The sequence below is a fragment of the Solibaculum mannosilyticum genome, from assembly GCF_015140235.1.
Lineage (GTDB): Bacteria > Bacillota > Clostridia > Oscillospirales > Acutalibacteraceae > Solibaculum > Solibaculum mannosilyticum.
In genome coordinates this window covers 90937-107811 of the sequence record NZ_AP023321.1, presented here as the reverse complement: position 1 = coordinate 107811, position 16875 = coordinate 90937, and the positions used below count along the sequence as shown (strand labels likewise).

Sequence of the window (16875 nt, the reverse complement as noted above, 5' to 3'; positions counted from 1 at the left end):
GATATATCTTCGCGATCTTCGCGGGGATAAACAGTTCCCTACCCTATCCAGACGACGGGCGCGTCTTGGCTGGAGGCCCTGCCTCCTACAGGAGATGGGCGCGCAACTCTTCACCGCTCTGAGCGCTCAAATAAGCGGGCGCAATGTCGAATGCCGTCTTGCATCCGCTCTGGCCTTCCTGGTTGAGGCGGTAAGCTGCACGGGCATAGGCCAGAATCACCGAAGACGTAAATTCCGGATTGGAATCCAGCTTGAGGCTGTATTCAATAATATGGGTATGTTCCAGATCCCAGCCAGTCTTGCCGCTGCGGATGACGAATCCTCCGTGAGGCAGTGTGCTGTGATCCCGTTTCATTTCCTCTTCGGTGATAAAATGGACGGTGGTATCGTAATCAGCAAAATAGTTGGGCATGGTCTTGATCTCCCGTTCGATACGCTCCAGATCAGCGCCCTCCTCGGCCACTACAAAGCACTCGCGGGTATGTTTTTGGCGGGTGGTCAGTTCCGGTGTCTCCCCGCTGCGCACGGCCTCCAGGGCACTCTCCACGGGAATGGTGTACTGCCGGGCATCTTTGACGCCGTCGATGCGGCGGATGGCATCGGAATGCCCCTGGCTGACGCCTTTGCCCCAGAAGGTATAATCCTGACCCTTGGGCAGGACTGCATTGGCGTACAGGCGGTTGAGGGAGAACATGCCGGGATCCCATCCCACCGAGATAACGCCTACTTTACCGCCTTTTTTTGCAGCGGCATCCACGTTTGCAAAATGCTCGGGGATTTTGGCGTGGGTGTCGAAACTATCCACTACGTTAAAATACTCGGCAAATTTCGGGGTCTGAACCGGCAGATCGGTAGCGCTGCCGCCGCACAGGATCAATACGTCGATATCATCCTTTTTAGAGATAGCTTGATCCACGGAGTAAACCGGTACGTTTGGCGTAAGGATGTCCACCATCTTAGGATCGCGGCGGGTAAAGACCGCCACAAGTTCTGCGTCCTCGCTGTTGCGAATGGCGCATTCCACGCCCCGGCCTAAGTTGCCGTAGCCCATAATACCAATGCGAATGCTCATCTGGTCACAACTCCTTTAACCTTTAAAATCAGACGGGTTTCTCCTATATAATCCCGTCTTTTCTCGTAATCAAATGATCCGTCCCTAATGATAATACAAACCCGTCCTAATTGCACTAGACTGCGGCTAATTTTGTTGTTTTTACCAGAAAATGATCCGAAATGGCCGCCCCTCTCTGCAAACAAAAAAGGCGCAGAACAAAACCAACGTTTCGCTCTGCGCCTTTTGATTGGCAAAAGCCCCGCCCAGCCGTAATGCGGTTTGTATTAACCTGCCTACGAAAGAAGACAGGTGGGTGCCCGCCCTCCGGATTCGTGCTCCCTTCTTCCAGCCCCGAGGGGCCGGGAGGTCTGCAATCCACCGGCGGAGACAAGCTCCCGAAGAATGGGTTGTAGGGTTAAAAAAACCGCCGTCCACGAGAAAGGCAGGGAAAATTTCCCCAACTGTTCAGCATGGGAGATCCTTACTCCCACCTGAAGCCTGGCTCATTATAACATAAAAACTGCAAGAAATCTATCCCCATATAGAGATTTTTTTATAGATTACTTTAAGAGATCATTGTCTACGCCTTCTCCAACGCAAGGCTGTCGGGTCCGGCATTGATATCGACAATTTTATTCCTCGCTGGCTTCTTCGATTTCAAACAAATCGGCCAAACGATCTTCAAAAATGGCAGCGATGTTGTCGAACAACTCGTCATTTTCAATGGGGCCAAGAACTTCTTCCCCATCCTCCTCGGTAACTTCCAGGATGATAAGCTCGCCGTCATCGTCCACAATATCCTGAGCCTCGTCGTAAACGGGGAGCAGGGCGACATAACGGCCGTCGTCGGTCTCGATGGCGTCGATGAGTTCAAACTGATGCTGAACGCCCTCCTCATCCACCACGGTGACCAATTCGCTGTTAAATTCCTCTGCCATTGTTTCAACTCCTTCCTGATTTCAACCTGTAGGTTTCATTTTACATGCCAAATCTAGTGAAGTCAACACCCAAATCCCTCCTAAATATTTTCACTAAATATTTTTTAAAATTTGAAAGAAAAGTATTGACAACAGATGCATGCCGTGGTATAGTATAGATGAACCAAAGAGGTGGAGTAAAAAAGATCCCAAAGAAAAAGATGTCCTGGATGCTAACAAATCCAAAAGGACATCAAGCTGGCAAAACCAGCGGAGAAATGGGATCCTGAATAAACTCCCCTTTCCTCAGAAACAGCATCCTGTCGTCTTTTGTGAGACAATCAAACGGGAGAAGCCTTTGAGTCAAGAAGGTTAGAAGTGTGCTGTGGGAAAGGTTGTTCTTTGGAATTGACAAAGGAGGAGGCGAGTCCCATGGGCTGTGAATCAAATATCGAACCGTGCCAGCTGAGGGGGGCTGGCGCCGCCTATACCGTCTAATCCAGCACAAATTATTCATGAGCCTAAATGGATAACATGGCGTGGATCATTGTTCGGCAGTTCTTCCCATTAAAATAGCAGGCATCCGGGTGACGGACGCTTAATGGGAATGATGTGCAGAGCACACTGGCTGCGCAGGACGCGATCCATTTTCTCATTATCATAAGGGCGAAACGTTCCTTGTTCTGGAGATGCGGTGAAACAGATCTTAGCCTTCGATGCCTTGGATCAAGGCGACCAGGAAGATTGCGTTTCAAATAGGTGAAGAAAGCTGTTGATTGTGCAGTGTGAACTGAAAGGTTACTGCGTGCCAGCGAGATTCCCCGTAAAGATACAAGTGAATAGCCGCCAAAATCGAGACGGCAGCAGGCCGAAAGGCGATACCCGATATGACATTGATTTCCTATTCCGAAGCAGAAAACAGGTGTTAACTGTCTTGGAGTCTGAGAAAGAGAGAGTGGTATGGGTTAAAGTTTAGCCTCAAAAAGCTTGTAAGATCATTTGGATGAGAGCATCCAGAGAATCCATGAAGCGGGTTAAATGCTGATCGGTAAACTGCTAGAAATAGTTTTCTTGTCCGTAGTGGTACGGTTAGAAGATAAGTCGATTGTTAAGGCCCCCAGAGTCGTGACGAGTCTGGGGGCTTTCCGCGTCCCTTGATTGACAAACAGGGAGCCGGTTGATACAATGTCTTCTAAGATAAATTTTCCCGTCGGCCCAAGGGCCTCCTAAGCCCACGGGATATATTCCCATAAAACCTCATCAAAAAGGATTTCCCCTGCTTGAGAAGGTGTTGGAACGCAGACATCCTCTCCATTGGGGACGATGCAGACGACTTATTTTGTCTTTGTTTCCAGCGCTTTTCCCATCAAGGGGAAGGCGCCTTTTTCTTGGGGGCAATCGGAAGGAGCGGGTTTCTGATGCAAAATACTCCATTGGCGTCCAGACGGCATGTGGTCATCTACGGCAACATGAACGCTGGAAAATCCAGTTTATTTAACCGTGTCATCGAGCAGGATTTGGCCATTGTCTCTCCTACCGCCGGCACTACCACCGATCCCGTGGTCAAGGGGATGGAGCTGATCCCCTTTGGCCCCATCGCACTGGTGGATACGGCCGGCCTGGGGGATTCGGGTTCGGTAGGAGACCTGCGGGTTCATAAGACCAGAGCCATGCTGGACCGCACGGATCTAGCCATTTATGCCGCCGACATCTCCCATTTCGATAGGAACGATTATTGCCGCACTATGGAGCTTTGGAAAAAACGGAATATCCCCTCCATTTTGACGCTGACCAAATGCGATCTGGCGCCGGAAGAATTATGCCGTACCATGATGGAACGATATCCGGAAGCTGTCCTGGTGTCGGACAAGGACCCACGCTCCATTCAGGGGCTCAAAAGCCGGATGGTGAAAGAGCTTCAAAAATTGGGGGATCAGGAGGATAGCCTTATCGGTCACCTTGTACCCAGTGGATCGACGGTGGTATTGGTCATTCCTGTGGATTCCGAGGCCCCCAAAGGGCGTCTCATTCTTCCCCAGGTACAGCTGATCCGGGATTGCCTGGATCACGGCATTGCCTGCCACGTCTGCCGCGAGACAGAGTTGGCCTCCACTCTTCAAAATTCCAAACGGGTGGATTTGGTGGTCACCGATTCCCAGGCCTTTCAGATCGTGGATTCCATCGTTCCAAAGGACATCCCACTGACCTCCTTCTCCATGCTGCTCGCCAATCAAAAGGGGGATCTTCCGGCTATGCTGGAGGGGGCAAACGCTGTGGCCCATCTCCCCGACGGCGCGCGTATTCTGGTGGCCGAAGGCTGTACCCATAACCACAATCACGAGGACATCGGCCGGGTTAAGATCCCTCGTCTTTTGCAGAAAAAAACCGGGAAGTCCTTCCAGTTTGACCATGTGGCGGGCAATGATTTCCCGGAGGATTTGTCCCCTTATTCCATGGTCATCCAGTGCGGCGGCTGTATGCTCACAAGACGGGCCGTTTTATCCCGCATCGGCCACGCCAAAGACGTCCATCTCCCCATCACAAATTACGGCGTAATCCTGGCTTATCTCACCGGCATCCTGCCTCGTGCATCGGCCGTGTTCGCCAAGGAGGAGGGCGGGGCATGGACATAACCACCCAAGGTCTCCGCTCCATGGATCATGGCCAGCTTGTCCAGCTCATTGAGGAACAGAGCCATTCCCCCGATCCCGCTATTTTGGAGGCTGCACGTTCCATCCGGGACAGCGTCTATGGCCGCAAGGTCTATTTCCGCGGCCTCATCGAAATCAGCAACCACTGCAAAAACGACTGCTATTACTGCGGCATCCGTCGGGACAACCGTCAGGTGTCCCGCTATCGCCTCACCAAGGACCAGATTCTACATTGCTGCCGTCTGGGACACTCCCTGGGATTTCATACCTTTGTGCTGCAAGGGGGGGAAGATCCCTGGTTCACCGCCCAGAGGGTGGCCGATCTGGTGGCTTCCATTAAGGAAGAATTCCCCGACTGCGCGGTTACGTTGTCCCTTGGGGAAAAAGAGGAGGAGGAATACCGAGCTTATCGAGATGCCGGAGCCGACCGGTATCTCCTGCGTCACGAGACGGCGGACGACATCCATTACCGACATCTCCATCCCCGTGAGATGTCCCCCGATCACCGCAAGCAGTGCCTTTGGACACTCAAACGTCTGGGCTTTCAGGTCGGGGCGGGCGTCATGATCGGGTCCCCTGGGCAGACGGCCAATGAACTGGCGCAAGATCTCTTGTTTTTGAAGGAGTTACACCCCCATATGGTGGGCATCGGCCCCTTTATCCCACACGAGGATACCCCCTTCCGGGATAAGTCGGCGGGCAGTATCCCTCAGACCATCCTGATGCTGGCCCTCACCCGCATCCTGCTGCCCCATGTACTGCTGCCAGCCACTACCGCCTTGGGGTCGTTGGATCCCATGGGACGGGAAAAGGGGATGGATGCCGGCGCCAACGTGGTCATGCCCAATCTTTCCCCCACCGACGTCCGGCAGCTTTACACCCTCTATAACGGCAAGCTCTCCACCGGCGAGGAGGCAGCCGAAGGATTAAAGGCCTTAAAGCAGCGCATTCGAGCGGCGGGATATGAGCCGGACCTCAGCCGGGGCGACTACAAAGTGTGACGTCACGTTGTTCACAAGGCTTGACAAACGGCCTTGCCGGCGGTAAGATAAGCACAGAACATAAAAATGAATTGGAGTTGGGAAAATGCGCAAATAATCCACATCGGTGAAAAACCAGAAAACGGCAGTGCGGATTACTGCCTTGGTTTTGTCGCCTTTGCGGGTTATGGCAGGCTTTTCCCAGCTCTTTTTGCGTCTTTGAAAGAAAAAGGAGCTGTGGTGCGCCATCCTGCGCCCGCAGCTCTTTTTTGTATCTTTGGCGAATGCTTTGGGATACATTTTACTCACTTGTCTGTATCGTGCGGACAGATGTACTAAATTCAAAGACGGCATTGTGCCGTCCCCATTTTACTTCATACACAGGAGGGGACGCTTTATGAGTATTGTCCAAATCTCTCATTTGACCTTTTGTTACGACGGTTCATCCGAAGATGTGTTTACCGATGTCTCGTTCCAGTTTGACACCTGTTGGCGTCTGGGCTGTACCGGCCGCAACGGCCGGGGTAAAACCACTCTGCTCCGTCTTTTATCCGGTTGCCTGGACTCCGGCGGGGCCGTCACCTTGGGAGGGGTCCGCCCCGTATGCTTTCCCTTCTCGGGATTTGATGCTTCCCTAACGCCGGAAACACTGTTCACACAGTGGGTCCCCGACGTAGAGCCCTGGCGTATTTTATGCGAACTCTCCCAGCTTTCCCTTTCAGAGGAGGTGCTTCATCGGCCGTATCATACCTTGAGCGGCGGGGAACAAACCAAGCTGCAATTGGCCTGTCTTTTTTCCTCAGACGCTGTTTGGCCCCTCATCGACGAGCCCACCAACCATCTGGATGCCATGGGCCGTGAAGCAGTGTCCCAATACTTGTCGAGCAAAGACGGATTTTTGCTCATCTCCCACGACCGGGCCTTTCTGGATTCTGCTGTGGATCACATGCTTGTGCTGGAACGTCAAAAATTAGAGGTGCTGCGGGGCGGATACTCCACCTGGGCGGCGGAGAAACAGCGTCGGGAACGCTGGGAAGCGGCGCGCAATGCCCAGCTCAAAAAAGAAATCTCCCGGTTGGATGCCGCCGCAAAACGCGCGGCTCAGTGGAGCGCCAAAGCCGAAGGGGAGAAGTTTGTCTCAAAACCCGGACAGCAGGGAAATATAGACCGGGGGTATCTGGGGCACAAGGCCGCTAAAATGATGAAACGGTCCAAGTCCACTGAAGCGAGGCTGCAAAGGGCCGCTGAAGAAAAACGCGGTCTTCTGCGGGATGTAGAGACATCGGAAGCTTTACGTCTCTCTCCCTTGCCATGGCGCAAATCCAGCTCTCTCATCTCTTTGGAGGATGTCGTTTTGTCCTACGGTGGCAGACAGGTGTGCGGCCCGGTGAATGTTTCCCTGTCCCCAGGCGAACGGATGGCACTCCTGGGCCCCAATGGATGCGGCAAATCTTCCTTGCTGCGTGCCGTCTGTGAAGCGGCTGGATATCCCCAGCCAGATGGCCCGACTTTATTCCGTGGTAAAATCCAGGCCGGGTCGGGGCTTATCGTATCAATGGTACAGCAGGACGCCGAGGGGTTGACTGGAGATATCCGTACCTTTTCCCAAAAGCACGGGCTGGATCTCACGCTCTTTTTGACTCTGCTGCGGAAAATGGGATTTGAACGCTCCCAGTTTGCCAGACGCCTGGAGGAACTCAGCTCCGGCCAAAAGAAAAAAGCGCTGTTAGCGGCCAGCCTGGCCACTCCAGCGCATCTCATCATCTGGGACGAACCCCTAAATTACATTGATATCCTCTCCCGCCTCCAGATCGAACAGTTGATCTGCGAGAGCGGGGCCAGTATGCTGTTTGTGGAACACGACGCAGCCTTTGTCCAAAATACTGCTACACGCATCCTCCGTCTCTCTGAGGAGGGGCAAGCGATACAACCCTAATCCAACAGCGCCGCGATGACGGCATTGGACACCAGCATTCCCTCCCGCGTCAGGGTAAATCCATCGGGCAAAAGGTGAATCAGTCCGCCTTTCGCCAGGCGTCTGGCTGTGTCCCACATAGGGTCGGGGATGCTGTAACCAAACCTCTCCTGGACATGGCGCTCCCTGATCCCCTCCGTCAGACGCAAATGCAGCATGGCGTATTCCTCGAAATCACCGCCGGAACCATCCTCTTTAGGCCCAATACCCTCCAAAAAGGCGGCCAGGTCTCGGGGAAAATAAAACCGGCGGCCATCCAGGAAAGAATGAGCCGACGGCCCCAGTCCCAGATACTCCTCCCCGTTCCAATACTTGAGATTGTGCCGGGATTCCCTCCCCGGCAGGGCAAAGTTGGAGATTTCGTACTGTAAAAGCCCTTTTTGTTCTAAACGTTCACACGCTGTGAGATAAAGCTCTCGTTCCATTTCCTCATCAGGGATCCCGGAGGGAGGATGCCTTCCAAAATCCGTATCCGGCTCCAGCTTGAGTAAATAGGCTGAGATATGCTCCGGATTCAAGGATGCACAGAATTCGATGGACCGGGTAAGGGATTCTACTGTCTGGTTGGGAGTGGCGATCATCAGATCAAGGGACAAATTGTCAAACCCAGCCTGTCTTGCCCACGCCACTGTATGAATCGCTTGCTCCACAGAATGAAGACGTCCTAAGCTTCCCAGTTCCTCCTCCACACCCGACTGCAATCCAATGGACAGCCGATTAACCCCACACTGGCGCAGAGTGGCAAGATCCTTCTGCTCCACCGTAGCTGGATTGACCTCCACTGTCACCTCGGCTTTTTCCAGGCCAAAGGCCTCCCGCACAGCCATGAGAATCCCTGCAATGCGTCTTGCCCCCAACAGGGAGGGGGTCCCTCCGCCAAAGTAACAGGTATCGGCCGGACGCTTTAGACGTTTTCCCCAATCTAAAATAGAAGCCTTGAGTGCCTCTGTATAGGTATCCATAGCGTCCGGAGAGGCAGGCAAAGAATAGAAGTCACAGTAGGGGCATTTGCGCAGGCAAAAGGGGATATGAAGATAAAGGCCAAGGGGATTCATACATCTTCTTCCTTTCGGGCGGGCAGTGCCCGCTTCCACGTCGCACACAGGGCCGGGGGCTGAGCTAGGTTTTTTCTATCCTGCGACGGAGATTTTGTAATACCTGCCCGTCCTGGGAGGCTGAGCAGTGCCCGCTTCCACGTCGCACACGGGGCCAGGGGCTGAGCTAGGTTTTTTCTATCCTGCGACGGAGATTTTGTAATACCTGCCCGTCCTGGGAGGCTGAGCAGCGCCCGCTTCCACGTCGCACACAGGGCCGGGGGCTGAGCTAGGTTTTTTCTATCCTGCGACGGAGATTTTGTAATACCTGCCCGTCCTGGGAGGCTGAGCAGCGCCCGCTTCCACGTCGCACACAAGGCCAGGTGCTGGGCTAAGATTTTTCATCCTGCGACAGGGCTTGTGTGAAACCGGCCCGGATTCGCGGGCTGGACAGCTCCTTTCTACATACAGGCTAACACCGCGTCTCGGCCGTGGATCGCCCGCTAGTCGTCTAGCTTGAGGACGGCCATAAATGCCTCCTGGGGCACTTCCACCGATCCCAGCTGCCTCATGCGCTTTTTGCCTTCCTTCTGCTTCTCCAGCAGTTTCTTCTTTCGCGTGATGTCACCACCGTAACATTTGGCAAGCACATCCTTGCGCAACGCCTTAACCGTCTCTCTGGCGATGATCTTTCCGCCGATGGCCGCTTGGATCGGCACCTCAAATAACTGCCGCGGAATGTGCTCCTTAAGCTTTTCCGCGATGCGCCTAGCTCTGGTATACGCTTTATCGGCATGGACGATAAAGGATAAGGCATCCACGACCTCGCCGTTTAGGAGGATATCCAATTTGACCAGCTGGGATTTCTCATAGCCTGCCAGCTCGTAGTCAAAAGATGCGTATCCCTTGGTGCGGGATTTGAGAGAATCAAAGAAGTCGTACACAATCTCATTGAGGGGCAGGATATAATGGATGTCCACACGGTCGGTGTCGATGTACTGCATATCCTTGAAGACGCCCCGGCGTTCCTGACAGAGCTCCATAATATTGCCTACGTATTCATTGGGGCTATAGATGTGAGCTTCGGCTACTGGCTCCTCCGCCATGGTGATCTGGCCGGGATCCGGGTAATTGGTGGGATTGTCGATATAGACCACGCTGCCGTCGTTCATGGTGATGCGGTAAATAACCGACGGGGCGGTGGTGATGAGATCCAGATTATACTCCCGCTCCAGGCGTTCCTGGATGATCTCCATGTGCAGAAGGCCTAAGAATCCGCAGCGGAAGCCGAACCCCAGCGCCACCGATGTCTCTGGCTCAAAGGAGAGGGAGGCATCGTTTAACTGAAGCTTTTCCAGAGCTTCCCGCAGGTCGGGATACTTGGCTCCATCGGCTGGATAGATGCCGCAGAATACCATGGGATTAACCTTGCGGTAACCAGGCAGCGGCTCTCCAGCCGGCCGGGATGCCAATGTTACAGTATCGCCTACCCGAGCGTCGCTGATGGTCTTGATGGATGCGGCGATGTATCCTACGTCACCGGCATACAGACCCTCGGTGGGTTCCAGGAAGGTGGGACGCATCACACCGCATTCCACCACGTTGAATTCAGCACCGGTAGCCATCATGCGGATGATGTCGCCGGGTTTGACGGTGCCGTCCATGACGCGGATATACACAATGACACCTTTGTAGCTGTCGTAAACAGAGTCAAAAATCAAGGCGCGCAAGGGTTTTGTATCATCCCCCTCAGGAGGCGGGATATGGGTCACCACCTGCTCCAGCACCTGGTCCACATTGAGACCGGTTTTGGCCGAGATACGGGGAGCGTCCTGGGCGGGGATCCCGATGATATTTTCCACCTCATGAATGACCCGGTCGGGATCAGCGGCCGGCAAGTCCACCTTGTTGACCACCGGTACGATGTCCAAACCGTGGTCAACGGCCAAATAGGTATTGGCCAAGGTCTGGGCCTCGATGCCTTGGGAGGCATCTACCACCAGGATGGCCCCTTCGCAGGCAGCCAGGGACCGGGAGACTTCATAGTTAAAGTCCACATGGCCAGGGGTATCGATCAGGTTAAACAGATAGGTTTCTCCGTCTTTGGCGGTGTAGTTGAGGGTGACGGCATGGGCTTTGATGGTAATGCCGCGCTCTCGTTCCAGATCCATGTTATCCAGGATCTGATCTTCCATGTCCCGCAAAGCCACCGTATTGGTATTTTCCAGCATACGGTCGGCCAGGGTGGATTTGCCGTGGTCGATGTGGGCCACGATACAGAAATTTCGAATATGGTCACGGGGAATTTGCAATTTTTATCACCTCATTGGCACAGTTGCGCCCACCGTCTTTTCTCCCTCAAGCAGGGGACAAAAGGGCATATATATCCAGTATTATCGCTATTATATCACACTTTATAAAACACGGGTAGTACCCGCTTCCACTTCGCGCTCCCGATTTTGTCTAAACTGAGGTTATAGCTGCCCGCGAGGAAGCGGAATAGTCGCGGATCTTATCCCCGGGTAATGCCCTCCTTCGCGGGATCGATGGTCTCCTGCCCTATCTAAGCTGCATGCGCGTCTTGGCCGCGGATCTTATCCGCCGGGTAGTACCCGCTTCCACTTCGCGCTCCCGATTTTGTCTAAGCCGAGGTTATAGCTGCCCGCGAGGAAGCGGAGTGGTCGCGGATCTTATCCCCGGGTAATGCCCTCCTTCGCGGGATCGATGGTCTCCTGCCCTATCTAAGCTGCATGCGCGTCTTGGCCGCGGATCTTATCCGCCGGGTAGTACCCGCTTCCACTTCGCGCTCCCGATTTTGTCTAAGCTGAGGTTATAGCTGCCCGCGAGGAAGCGGAGTGGTCGTGGATTCTATCCGCGCGCCGGTCATAAAGTATTTACAATTATGCCCTTGACAACCAGATGACAGAATGGTAAATTAATACTTAGAATTAGCACTCGATTAACAAGAGTGCTAACACTTCCCTGGATACATGATAAGAAAAGGTACCCAGTGTTCCCAAGGAGGCAAGGAATATGGATCTTGGTGAACGCAAATTGCAAGTGCTAGCCGCTATTGTGGAGGGCTATATCACCACCGGTGAACCGGTTGGTTCCCGGGCGGTACAGGAGGCGTTGGATAAGGTAGTTTCCTCTGCCACCATCCGAAACGACATGGCTGAGCTTTCGGAATTGGGTCTTTTGGAACAGCCCCACGCATCGGCTGGACGCATCCCGTCTTTGGCCGGCTACCGGCTGTACATTGATAAGCTATTGTCGCCACAGCCCCTCTCCAAGGAGGATCGCAAGGCCATCGACGCCATGTTCGCCGGCCCTGTGGACGATCCTCAGCGCACGCTGAAGACAGCGTCCCAGGCTCTGGCCCAGATGACGCAATTGGTGGCCATGTCCACCAGCCCGTCGGCCGATCTGGCCCGGGTGATGCACTGTGAGGTCATCCCGGTGGGGCGGGGAAATGCCGCCATTGTATTATTGACGTCGGGCGGGGTTATGAAGTCCCGGCTGATTCGCACCACGTTTGATCTGACCCCTGAGATGCGGGAAGTCTTCGCCCGTGTGGCCGACGCCGAGTTCAAAGGCCGCCCGCTGTGCGACGTCACCATGCCGTTCATCCAGACGGTGGCTGCCCGGTTGGGGGAATACAGTTTACTGCTTACCCCACTTCTCATCGGACTCTATGAGACGGCCCAGGAGGCGTCCGAGGCCAGCATCGCCATGGACGGCCAGGCAAACCTCTTGGTTTTACCCGAGTATGTAGGCCTGCGTGCCCACGCTCTTATGGAATATTTAGCAGGCGGGAATCATCTGGCCCGGTTGCTTCTCAATCATCACGGCGGTGTGCATGTGGTGCTGGGCGGCGAGAGCAGCCAGCCTGCTCTAGACGGTTCCAGTGTGGTCATGACCCGTTACAACATCGGTTCCCGGGAGGGAGGCGCATTGGGAGTCATCGGCCCCACCCGCATGAATTACGCAAAAATCATCCCCAGCCTGGAATATTTTGCCGTCCAATTGGGCAGATTGCTATCGGAGGCATGGGGCGAGGATGATCAGGATCACAGCGATAAAAATGACATCCGGTAAAAGGAGCGGTATCAATTGAAAAAGAAAGACAAACAGTCCGATCCTCAGGTGGAGGCCGAAGAGATAAAGGCCTCTGAGGAAACAGCGGGGCAGAAGCCCGACAGTGATAAAGCATCCCAGCCCGACGATTCCAGCAAGGAGCTGGAGGACCTCAAGGCATTGCTGGAGGAGGCGCAAAAGGACGCCGCCGCCAAACAGGAATTGTTGCTCCGCACCGCCGCTGAGTACGACAATTACCGCAAGCGTACCCAGAAGGAGAAGGAAGCCGCGTGGACCGATGCCAAGGCTTTGGCTGTGGAAGCGTTGCTTCCGGTGCTGGATAATCTGGAGCGCGCCCTGACGGTAGAGGGTTCTTTTGAAGATCTGAAAAAGGGCATTGAGATGACCCTCCATCAATTCGAAGCTTCCCTGGAGAAGCTTGGAGTCGAGGCCATTCCGGCCGAACAAGGCGATCCCTTTGATCCCGGCCTTCACAACGCCGTCATGCACGAGGAGGACGATTCGGTGGGAGAAAACGCCATCGTACAGTGCTTCCAGAAGGGATACCGCATGGGGGATAAAGTCATCCGCCACAGCATGGTAAAAGTGGCCAACTGATTTCATTTGGCCTTATTGACAATAGATCTTTCCCGCGATTTTAATCCACATAAAATTTAGATGTGCGGATGATTCATTCCCGCACACGCCTATCATCTTAGGAGGTAATTGGTTATGGCAAAAATTATTGGAATTGACTTAGGTACTACCAACTCTTGTGTTTCCGTCATTGAGGGCGGCGAACCGGTTGTTATCCCCAACGCAGAAGGCGCCCGTACTACCCCATCGGTAGTGGCCTTCTCCAAAGACGGCGAACGTATGGTGGGTGCCGTCGCAAAGCGTCAGGCCATTGCAAATCCTGACCGCACCATCTCCTCCATCAAAAGGGACATGGGTACCAACCGTAAAGTCACCATCGATGGCAAATCCTATACCCCCCAAGAGATCTCGGCCATGATCCTGCAAAAGCTCAAGACCGATGCCGAGGCTTATCTGGGCGACACCGTCACCGAAGCGGTCATCACCGTCCCGGCCTACTTCACCGATGCTCAGCGCCAGGCCACCAAGGACGCCGGCAAGATCGCCGGTATGGAAGTCAAACGTATCATCAACGAGCCCACCGCTGCGGCTTTAGCCTACGGCATCGACAAAGAAAACGACCAGAAAATCATGGTGTACGACCTGGGCGGCGGTACTTTCGACGTCTCCATCATCGAGATGGGGGAAGGCGTCCAGCAGGTGTTGGCTACCGCCGGCAACAACCGTCTGGGCGGCGATGATTTCGACCAGCGCATCATCGACTGGATGCTTTCGGAATTCAAAAAGGAAACCGGCATCGATCTCTCCGGCGACAAGATGGCCATGCAACGCCTGAAGGAAGCCGCTGAAAAAGCCAAGATCGACCTTTCCGGTATCACCTCCGCTTCCATCAACCTGCCCTTCATCACCGTAGATGCTGCTGGTCCCAAGAACCTGGATATGACCCTGACACGCGCTAAGTTTAACGAGCTGACCGCTGATCTGGTGGAAAAGACCATGGGTCCGGTCCGTCAGGCCCTCAAGGACTCCAAGCTCTCCACCTCTCAGATCGACAAAGTCTTGATGGTGGGTGGTTCCAGCCGTATCCCGGCTGTACAGGAAGCTGTCCAGAAGTTCATCGGCAAAGAGCCCTTTAAGGGCATCAACCCTGACGAGTGCGTGGCCATCGGCGCATCCCTCCAGGCCGGCGTACTGGGCGGCGACGTCAAAGGCCTCCTTCTGTTGGATGTCACCCCCCTGTCCCTGGGCATCGAGACCATGGGCGGCGTTATGACCAAGGTCATCGACCGCAACACCACCATTCCCACCAAGAAGAGCCAGGTATTCTCCACCGCTGCCGACGGCCAGACTTCGGTAGAGGTACACGTGCTGCAGGGCGAACGCGAATTTGCCCGTGACAACAAGACCCTTGGCCTCTTCCATCTGGACGGCATTCCGGCCGCTCCCCGCGGCGTGCCGCAGATCGAAGTGACCTTCGACATCGATGCAAACGGCATTGTCCATGTTTCGGCTAAGGATCTGGGCACCGGTAAGGAGCAGGCCATCACCATCTCCTCCAATACCAATATGTCCAAGGACGATATCGAAAAGGCTGTCCATGAGGCCGAACAATTCGCTGCTGAAGATAAAAAACGTCGTGAGGAAGTGGATCTGCGCAACAGCGCCGATCAGATGGTCTATCAGACCGAGAAGACCCTCAAGGATGTAGGCGATAAGTTGGACGCTTCGGAGAAATCCGATATCCAGGCCGCCATTGACGCCTTGAAGGAATCCCTCAAGGGTACCGATATGGATAAGATCAAGGCTGATCAGGATGCTTTACAGCAGAAGCTCTATCAGATGAGCGAGAAGCTTTATAAGAGCGCCCAGCCTCAGCAGGATGCCGCTGGTGCAGATACTTCTTCTTCCGCCGGCCCGGATACCGGTGCTGGAGCAGCCCCGGATGGTAACGTCTATGACGCTGACTTCCACGAGGTGGACGGCGACGAAAAATAGTGGGCAGTGCCCACACCCACTTCGCCCTGGGGCTTGGATCAAAAGCAATGCCGGGTAACACGGTACCTGAACCGTTCTGTATAATGAGCTACCCTACCTAGACCGGATCGATTGATCAACTATCTTCTTCCGCGGGGCAATATAGCTTAAGTTTCGATAAAACTGAGTACGCGACTTGGATGCGGGCACTGCCCGCCGCTGGCCGGATGTCCAATGGCCCTTTTGGGTCGGGCATCCGGCATAGCTGGGTAAAGGGACAGAGTGTATCCTACGCCGCAAAGGACATAGGATGCACCTACACCTGACAACATAACATTTCTTGGTTTTCGCCGGCGCATGGGGTGGAATTGAGAAGGGTCACAATACATGCGCGGAACATTCTGACAAAGGTGTGATTGGGTTTGGCGGATAAACGAGATTATTACGAGGTTCTGGGCGTCCAGAAAGGCGCCTCAGAGGACGAGATCAAGAAGGCTTACCGGAAAATGGCCAAAAAGTATCATCCCGACCTCAACCCGGGGGACAAAGAAGCCGAGACCAAATTCAAAGAGGTCAATGAGGCTTATGAGGTCCTGTCTGACAGCGACAAAAAAGCCCGGTACGATCAATTTGGTCACGCCGGTGTGGATCCTAACTTCGGCGCCGGTCAAGGCGGATACGGTGCCGGCGGATTCGGCGGATTTGACTTCGGCGATATGGGTGACTTGGGCGATATCTTTGGTTCCATCTTCGGAGGAGGATTTGGCGGCGGACAGTCTCGTTCCCCCAACGCGGCCCGTCGAGGCAGCGATATCAATGTCTCGGCCACCATCTCCTTTGAAGAGGCAGCCAAGGGATGCCAGATTGAGGTCAACGCTCCGCGTGTGGACAACTGTTCCGCTTGTGGCGGTTCGGGCGCTGAGAAAGGGCATTCTCCCGTGACCTGTCCTGACTGCGGCGGCCGCGGCCAGGTACGCCAGTCCCAGCGCACCCCCTTCGGCGTCATGCAGACACAGCGAACCTGTCCCCGCTGCGGCGGCAAAGGCAAGATCATCGATCACCCCTGCAAACAGTGCAGCGGTACCGGCCGTCAGCGCCGTCCCCGCAAACTGGCGGTCAACGTCCCCGCCGGCATTGACGACGGCCAGGCCATCAACCTGCGCGGACAGGGCGATGTGGGCATCAACGGCGGCCCTGCCGGTGATTTGCATGTGGTTATCAACGTCCGTCCCCATCCTCTGTTCGAACGGGACGGCTTTGACGTGTGGTGTGAGATCCCCCTGACGTATGCCCAAGCCGCTCTGGGCGCGGAGATCACCGTCCCCACCCTGGACGGCAAGGTCAGTTACAAAGTCCACGAGGGTACACAGCCCGGAGATGTCTTCCGTCTGAAGGATAAAGGAATCCAGCGTCTTAACGGCAGGGGCCGGGGTAGTCAATACGTCCGTGTGACGGTGGAAGTGCCCAAAAACCTCAGCGAAAAACAAAAACAAATCCTCAAGGAATTTGAGGCCGCTGCGGAAGAGAAAAATTATCAAAAGCGCAAAGGGTTCTTTGAAAAGCTCAAAGATTTTATGTCCTGATAAAAAACATCCTCTTTTGGATAGGAGTCGTTA

The 16875-nt window shown here is 54.4% G+C and carries 12 protein-coding genes and 1 other RNA gene; 8 read left to right on the top strand and 5 right to left on the bottom strand.

The annotated features are described in order from the left end of the window. Positions 1–85: 85 nt before the first annotated feature. The 3 genes from C12CBH8_RS00450 to C12CBH8_RS00440 all read right to left on the bottom strand — a co-directional run bounded on the left by C12CBH8_RS00450 (position 86) and on the right by C12CBH8_RS00440 (position 1992). Positions 86–1072, bottom strand: a complete 987-nt coding sequence (locus tag C12CBH8_RS00450) for a diaminopimelate dehydrogenase (RefSeq protein WP_215533343.1) — start codon at positions 1070–1072, stop codon at positions 86–88. 234 nt (positions 1073–1306) lie between these two features. Next, positions 1307–1506: non-coding RNA, 6S RNA (gene ssrS, locus C12CBH8_RS00445), on the bottom strand. Positions 1507–1686: 180 nt separating this feature from the next. Further along, positions 1687–1992 (bottom strand): DUF1292 domain-containing protein, encoded by a 306-nt coding sequence (locus C12CBH8_RS00440; protein ID WP_090263872.1) that lies wholly within the window; start codon positions 1990–1992, stop codon positions 1687–1689. A gap of 1397 nt (positions 1993–3389) precedes the next feature. Between C12CBH8_RS00440 and hydF the strand changes: the two genes are divergently transcribed. The 4 genes from hydF (at position 3390) to C12CBH8_RS00420 (ending at position 7538) form a co-directional block, all read left to right on the top strand. Further along, positions 3390–4604 (top strand): [FeFe] hydrogenase H-cluster maturation GTPase HydF, encoded by a 1215-nt coding sequence (hydF, locus tag C12CBH8_RS00435; protein ID WP_215533342.1) that lies wholly within the window; start codon positions 3390–3392, stop codon positions 4602–4604. Continuing rightward, positions 4595–5623 carry a [FeFe] hydrogenase H-cluster radical SAM maturase HydE gene (gene hydE, locus C12CBH8_RS00430; RefSeq protein ID WP_215533341.1) on the top strand — a complete coding sequence of 343 codons (1029 nt, stop codon included), beginning with the start codon at positions 4595–4597 and terminating at the stop codon, positions 5621–5623. Before hydF ends, hydE begins: the two co-directional genes overlap by 10 nt. 66 nt (positions 5624–5689) lie before the next feature. After that, entirely contained in the window at positions 5690–5941 is a 252-nt protein-coding gene (locus C12CBH8_RS00425; protein WP_215533340.1) for a hypothetical protein, read from the top strand. 58 nt (positions 5942–5999) lie between these two features. Next, positions 6000–7538, top strand: coding sequence for an ATP-binding cassette domain-containing protein (locus tag C12CBH8_RS00420; protein WP_215533339.1), 1539 nt, complete (start codon positions 6000–6002; stop codon positions 7536–7538). Here the strand turns inward: C12CBH8_RS00420 and hemW are convergent. Both hemW and lepA read right to left on the bottom strand, forming a co-directional pair. Next, on the bottom strand, positions 7535–8632 hold the full coding sequence (gene hemW / locus C12CBH8_RS00415; RefSeq protein WP_215533338.1) for a radical SAM family heme chaperone HemW: 1098 nt from the start codon (positions 8630–8632) through the stop codon (positions 7535–7537). The genes C12CBH8_RS00420 and hemW overlap by 4 nt on opposite strands. Before the next feature lie 482 nt (positions 8633–9114). Beyond that, positions 9115–10923, bottom strand: coding sequence for a translation elongation factor 4 (gene lepA / locus C12CBH8_RS00410; RefSeq protein WP_215533337.1), 1809 nt, complete (start codon positions 10921–10923; stop codon positions 9115–9117). Between the two features lie 721 nt (positions 10924–11644). Between lepA and hrcA the strand changes: the two genes are divergently transcribed. The 4 genes from hrcA (at position 11645) to dnaJ (ending at position 16842) form a co-directional block, all read left to right on the top strand. Further along, positions 11645–12709: a heat-inducible transcriptional repressor HrcA gene (gene hrcA, locus C12CBH8_RS00405; protein WP_099323014.1), complete on the top strand. Its 1065-nt coding sequence runs from the start codon at positions 11645–11647 to the stop codon at positions 12707–12709. A 15-nt stretch (positions 12710–12724) separates the two neighbouring features. Beyond that, positions 12725–13306 carry a nucleotide exchange factor GrpE gene (gene grpE, locus C12CBH8_RS00400; protein ID WP_099323013.1) on the top strand — a complete coding sequence of 194 codons (582 nt, stop codon included), beginning with the start codon at positions 12725–12727 and terminating at the stop codon, positions 13304–13306. Between the two features lie 114 nt (positions 13307–13420). Beyond that, positions 13421–15280, top strand: coding sequence for a molecular chaperone DnaK (dnaK, locus tag C12CBH8_RS00395; RefSeq protein WP_215533336.1), 1860 nt, complete (start codon positions 13421–13423; stop codon positions 15278–15280). Between the two features lie 401 nt (positions 15281–15681). Continuing rightward, positions 15682–16842: a molecular chaperone DnaJ gene (gene dnaJ, locus C12CBH8_RS00390; protein ID WP_090263855.1), complete on the top strand. Its 1161-nt coding sequence runs from the start codon at positions 15682–15684 to the stop codon at positions 16840–16842. Positions 16843–16875 lie beyond the last annotated feature (33 nt).

Excerpts from the sequence above, each read along its gene's own strand:
- C12CBH8_RS00440 (WP_090263872.1), bottom strand. The coding sequence starts at position 1,992 with ATGGCAGAGGAATTTAACAGCGAATTGGTCACCGTGGTGGATGAGGAG.
- hydE (WP_215533341.1), top strand. The coding sequence starts at position 4,595 with ATGGACATAACCACCCAAGGTCTCCGCTCCATGGATCATGGCCAGCTT.
- dnaK (WP_215533336.1), top strand. The coding sequence starts at position 13,421 with ATGGCAAAAATTATTGGAATTGACTTAGGTACTACCAACTCTTGTGTT.
- hemW (WP_215533338.1), bottom strand. The coding sequence starts at position 8,632 with ATGAATCCCCTTGGCCTTTATCTTCATATCCCCTTTTGCCTGCGCAAA.
- hydF (WP_215533342.1), top strand. The coding sequence starts at position 3,390 with ATGCAAAATACTCCATTGGCGTCCAGACGGCATGTGGTCATCTACGGC.
- hrcA (WP_099323014.1), top strand. The coding sequence starts at position 11,645 with ATGGATCTTGGTGAACGCAAATTGCAAGTGCTAGCCGCTATTGTGGAG.
- C12CBH8_RS00425 (WP_215533340.1), top strand. The coding sequence starts at position 5,690 with ATGAATTGGAGTTGGGAAAATGCGCAAATAATCCACATCGGTGAAAAA.
- C12CBH8_RS00450 (WP_215533343.1), bottom strand. The coding sequence starts at position 1,072 with ATGAGCATTCGCATTGGTATTATGGGCTACGGCAACTTAGGCCGGGGC.
- C12CBH8_RS00420 (WP_215533339.1), top strand. The coding sequence starts at position 6,000 with ATGAGTATTGTCCAAATCTCTCATTTGACCTTTTGTTACGACGGTTCA.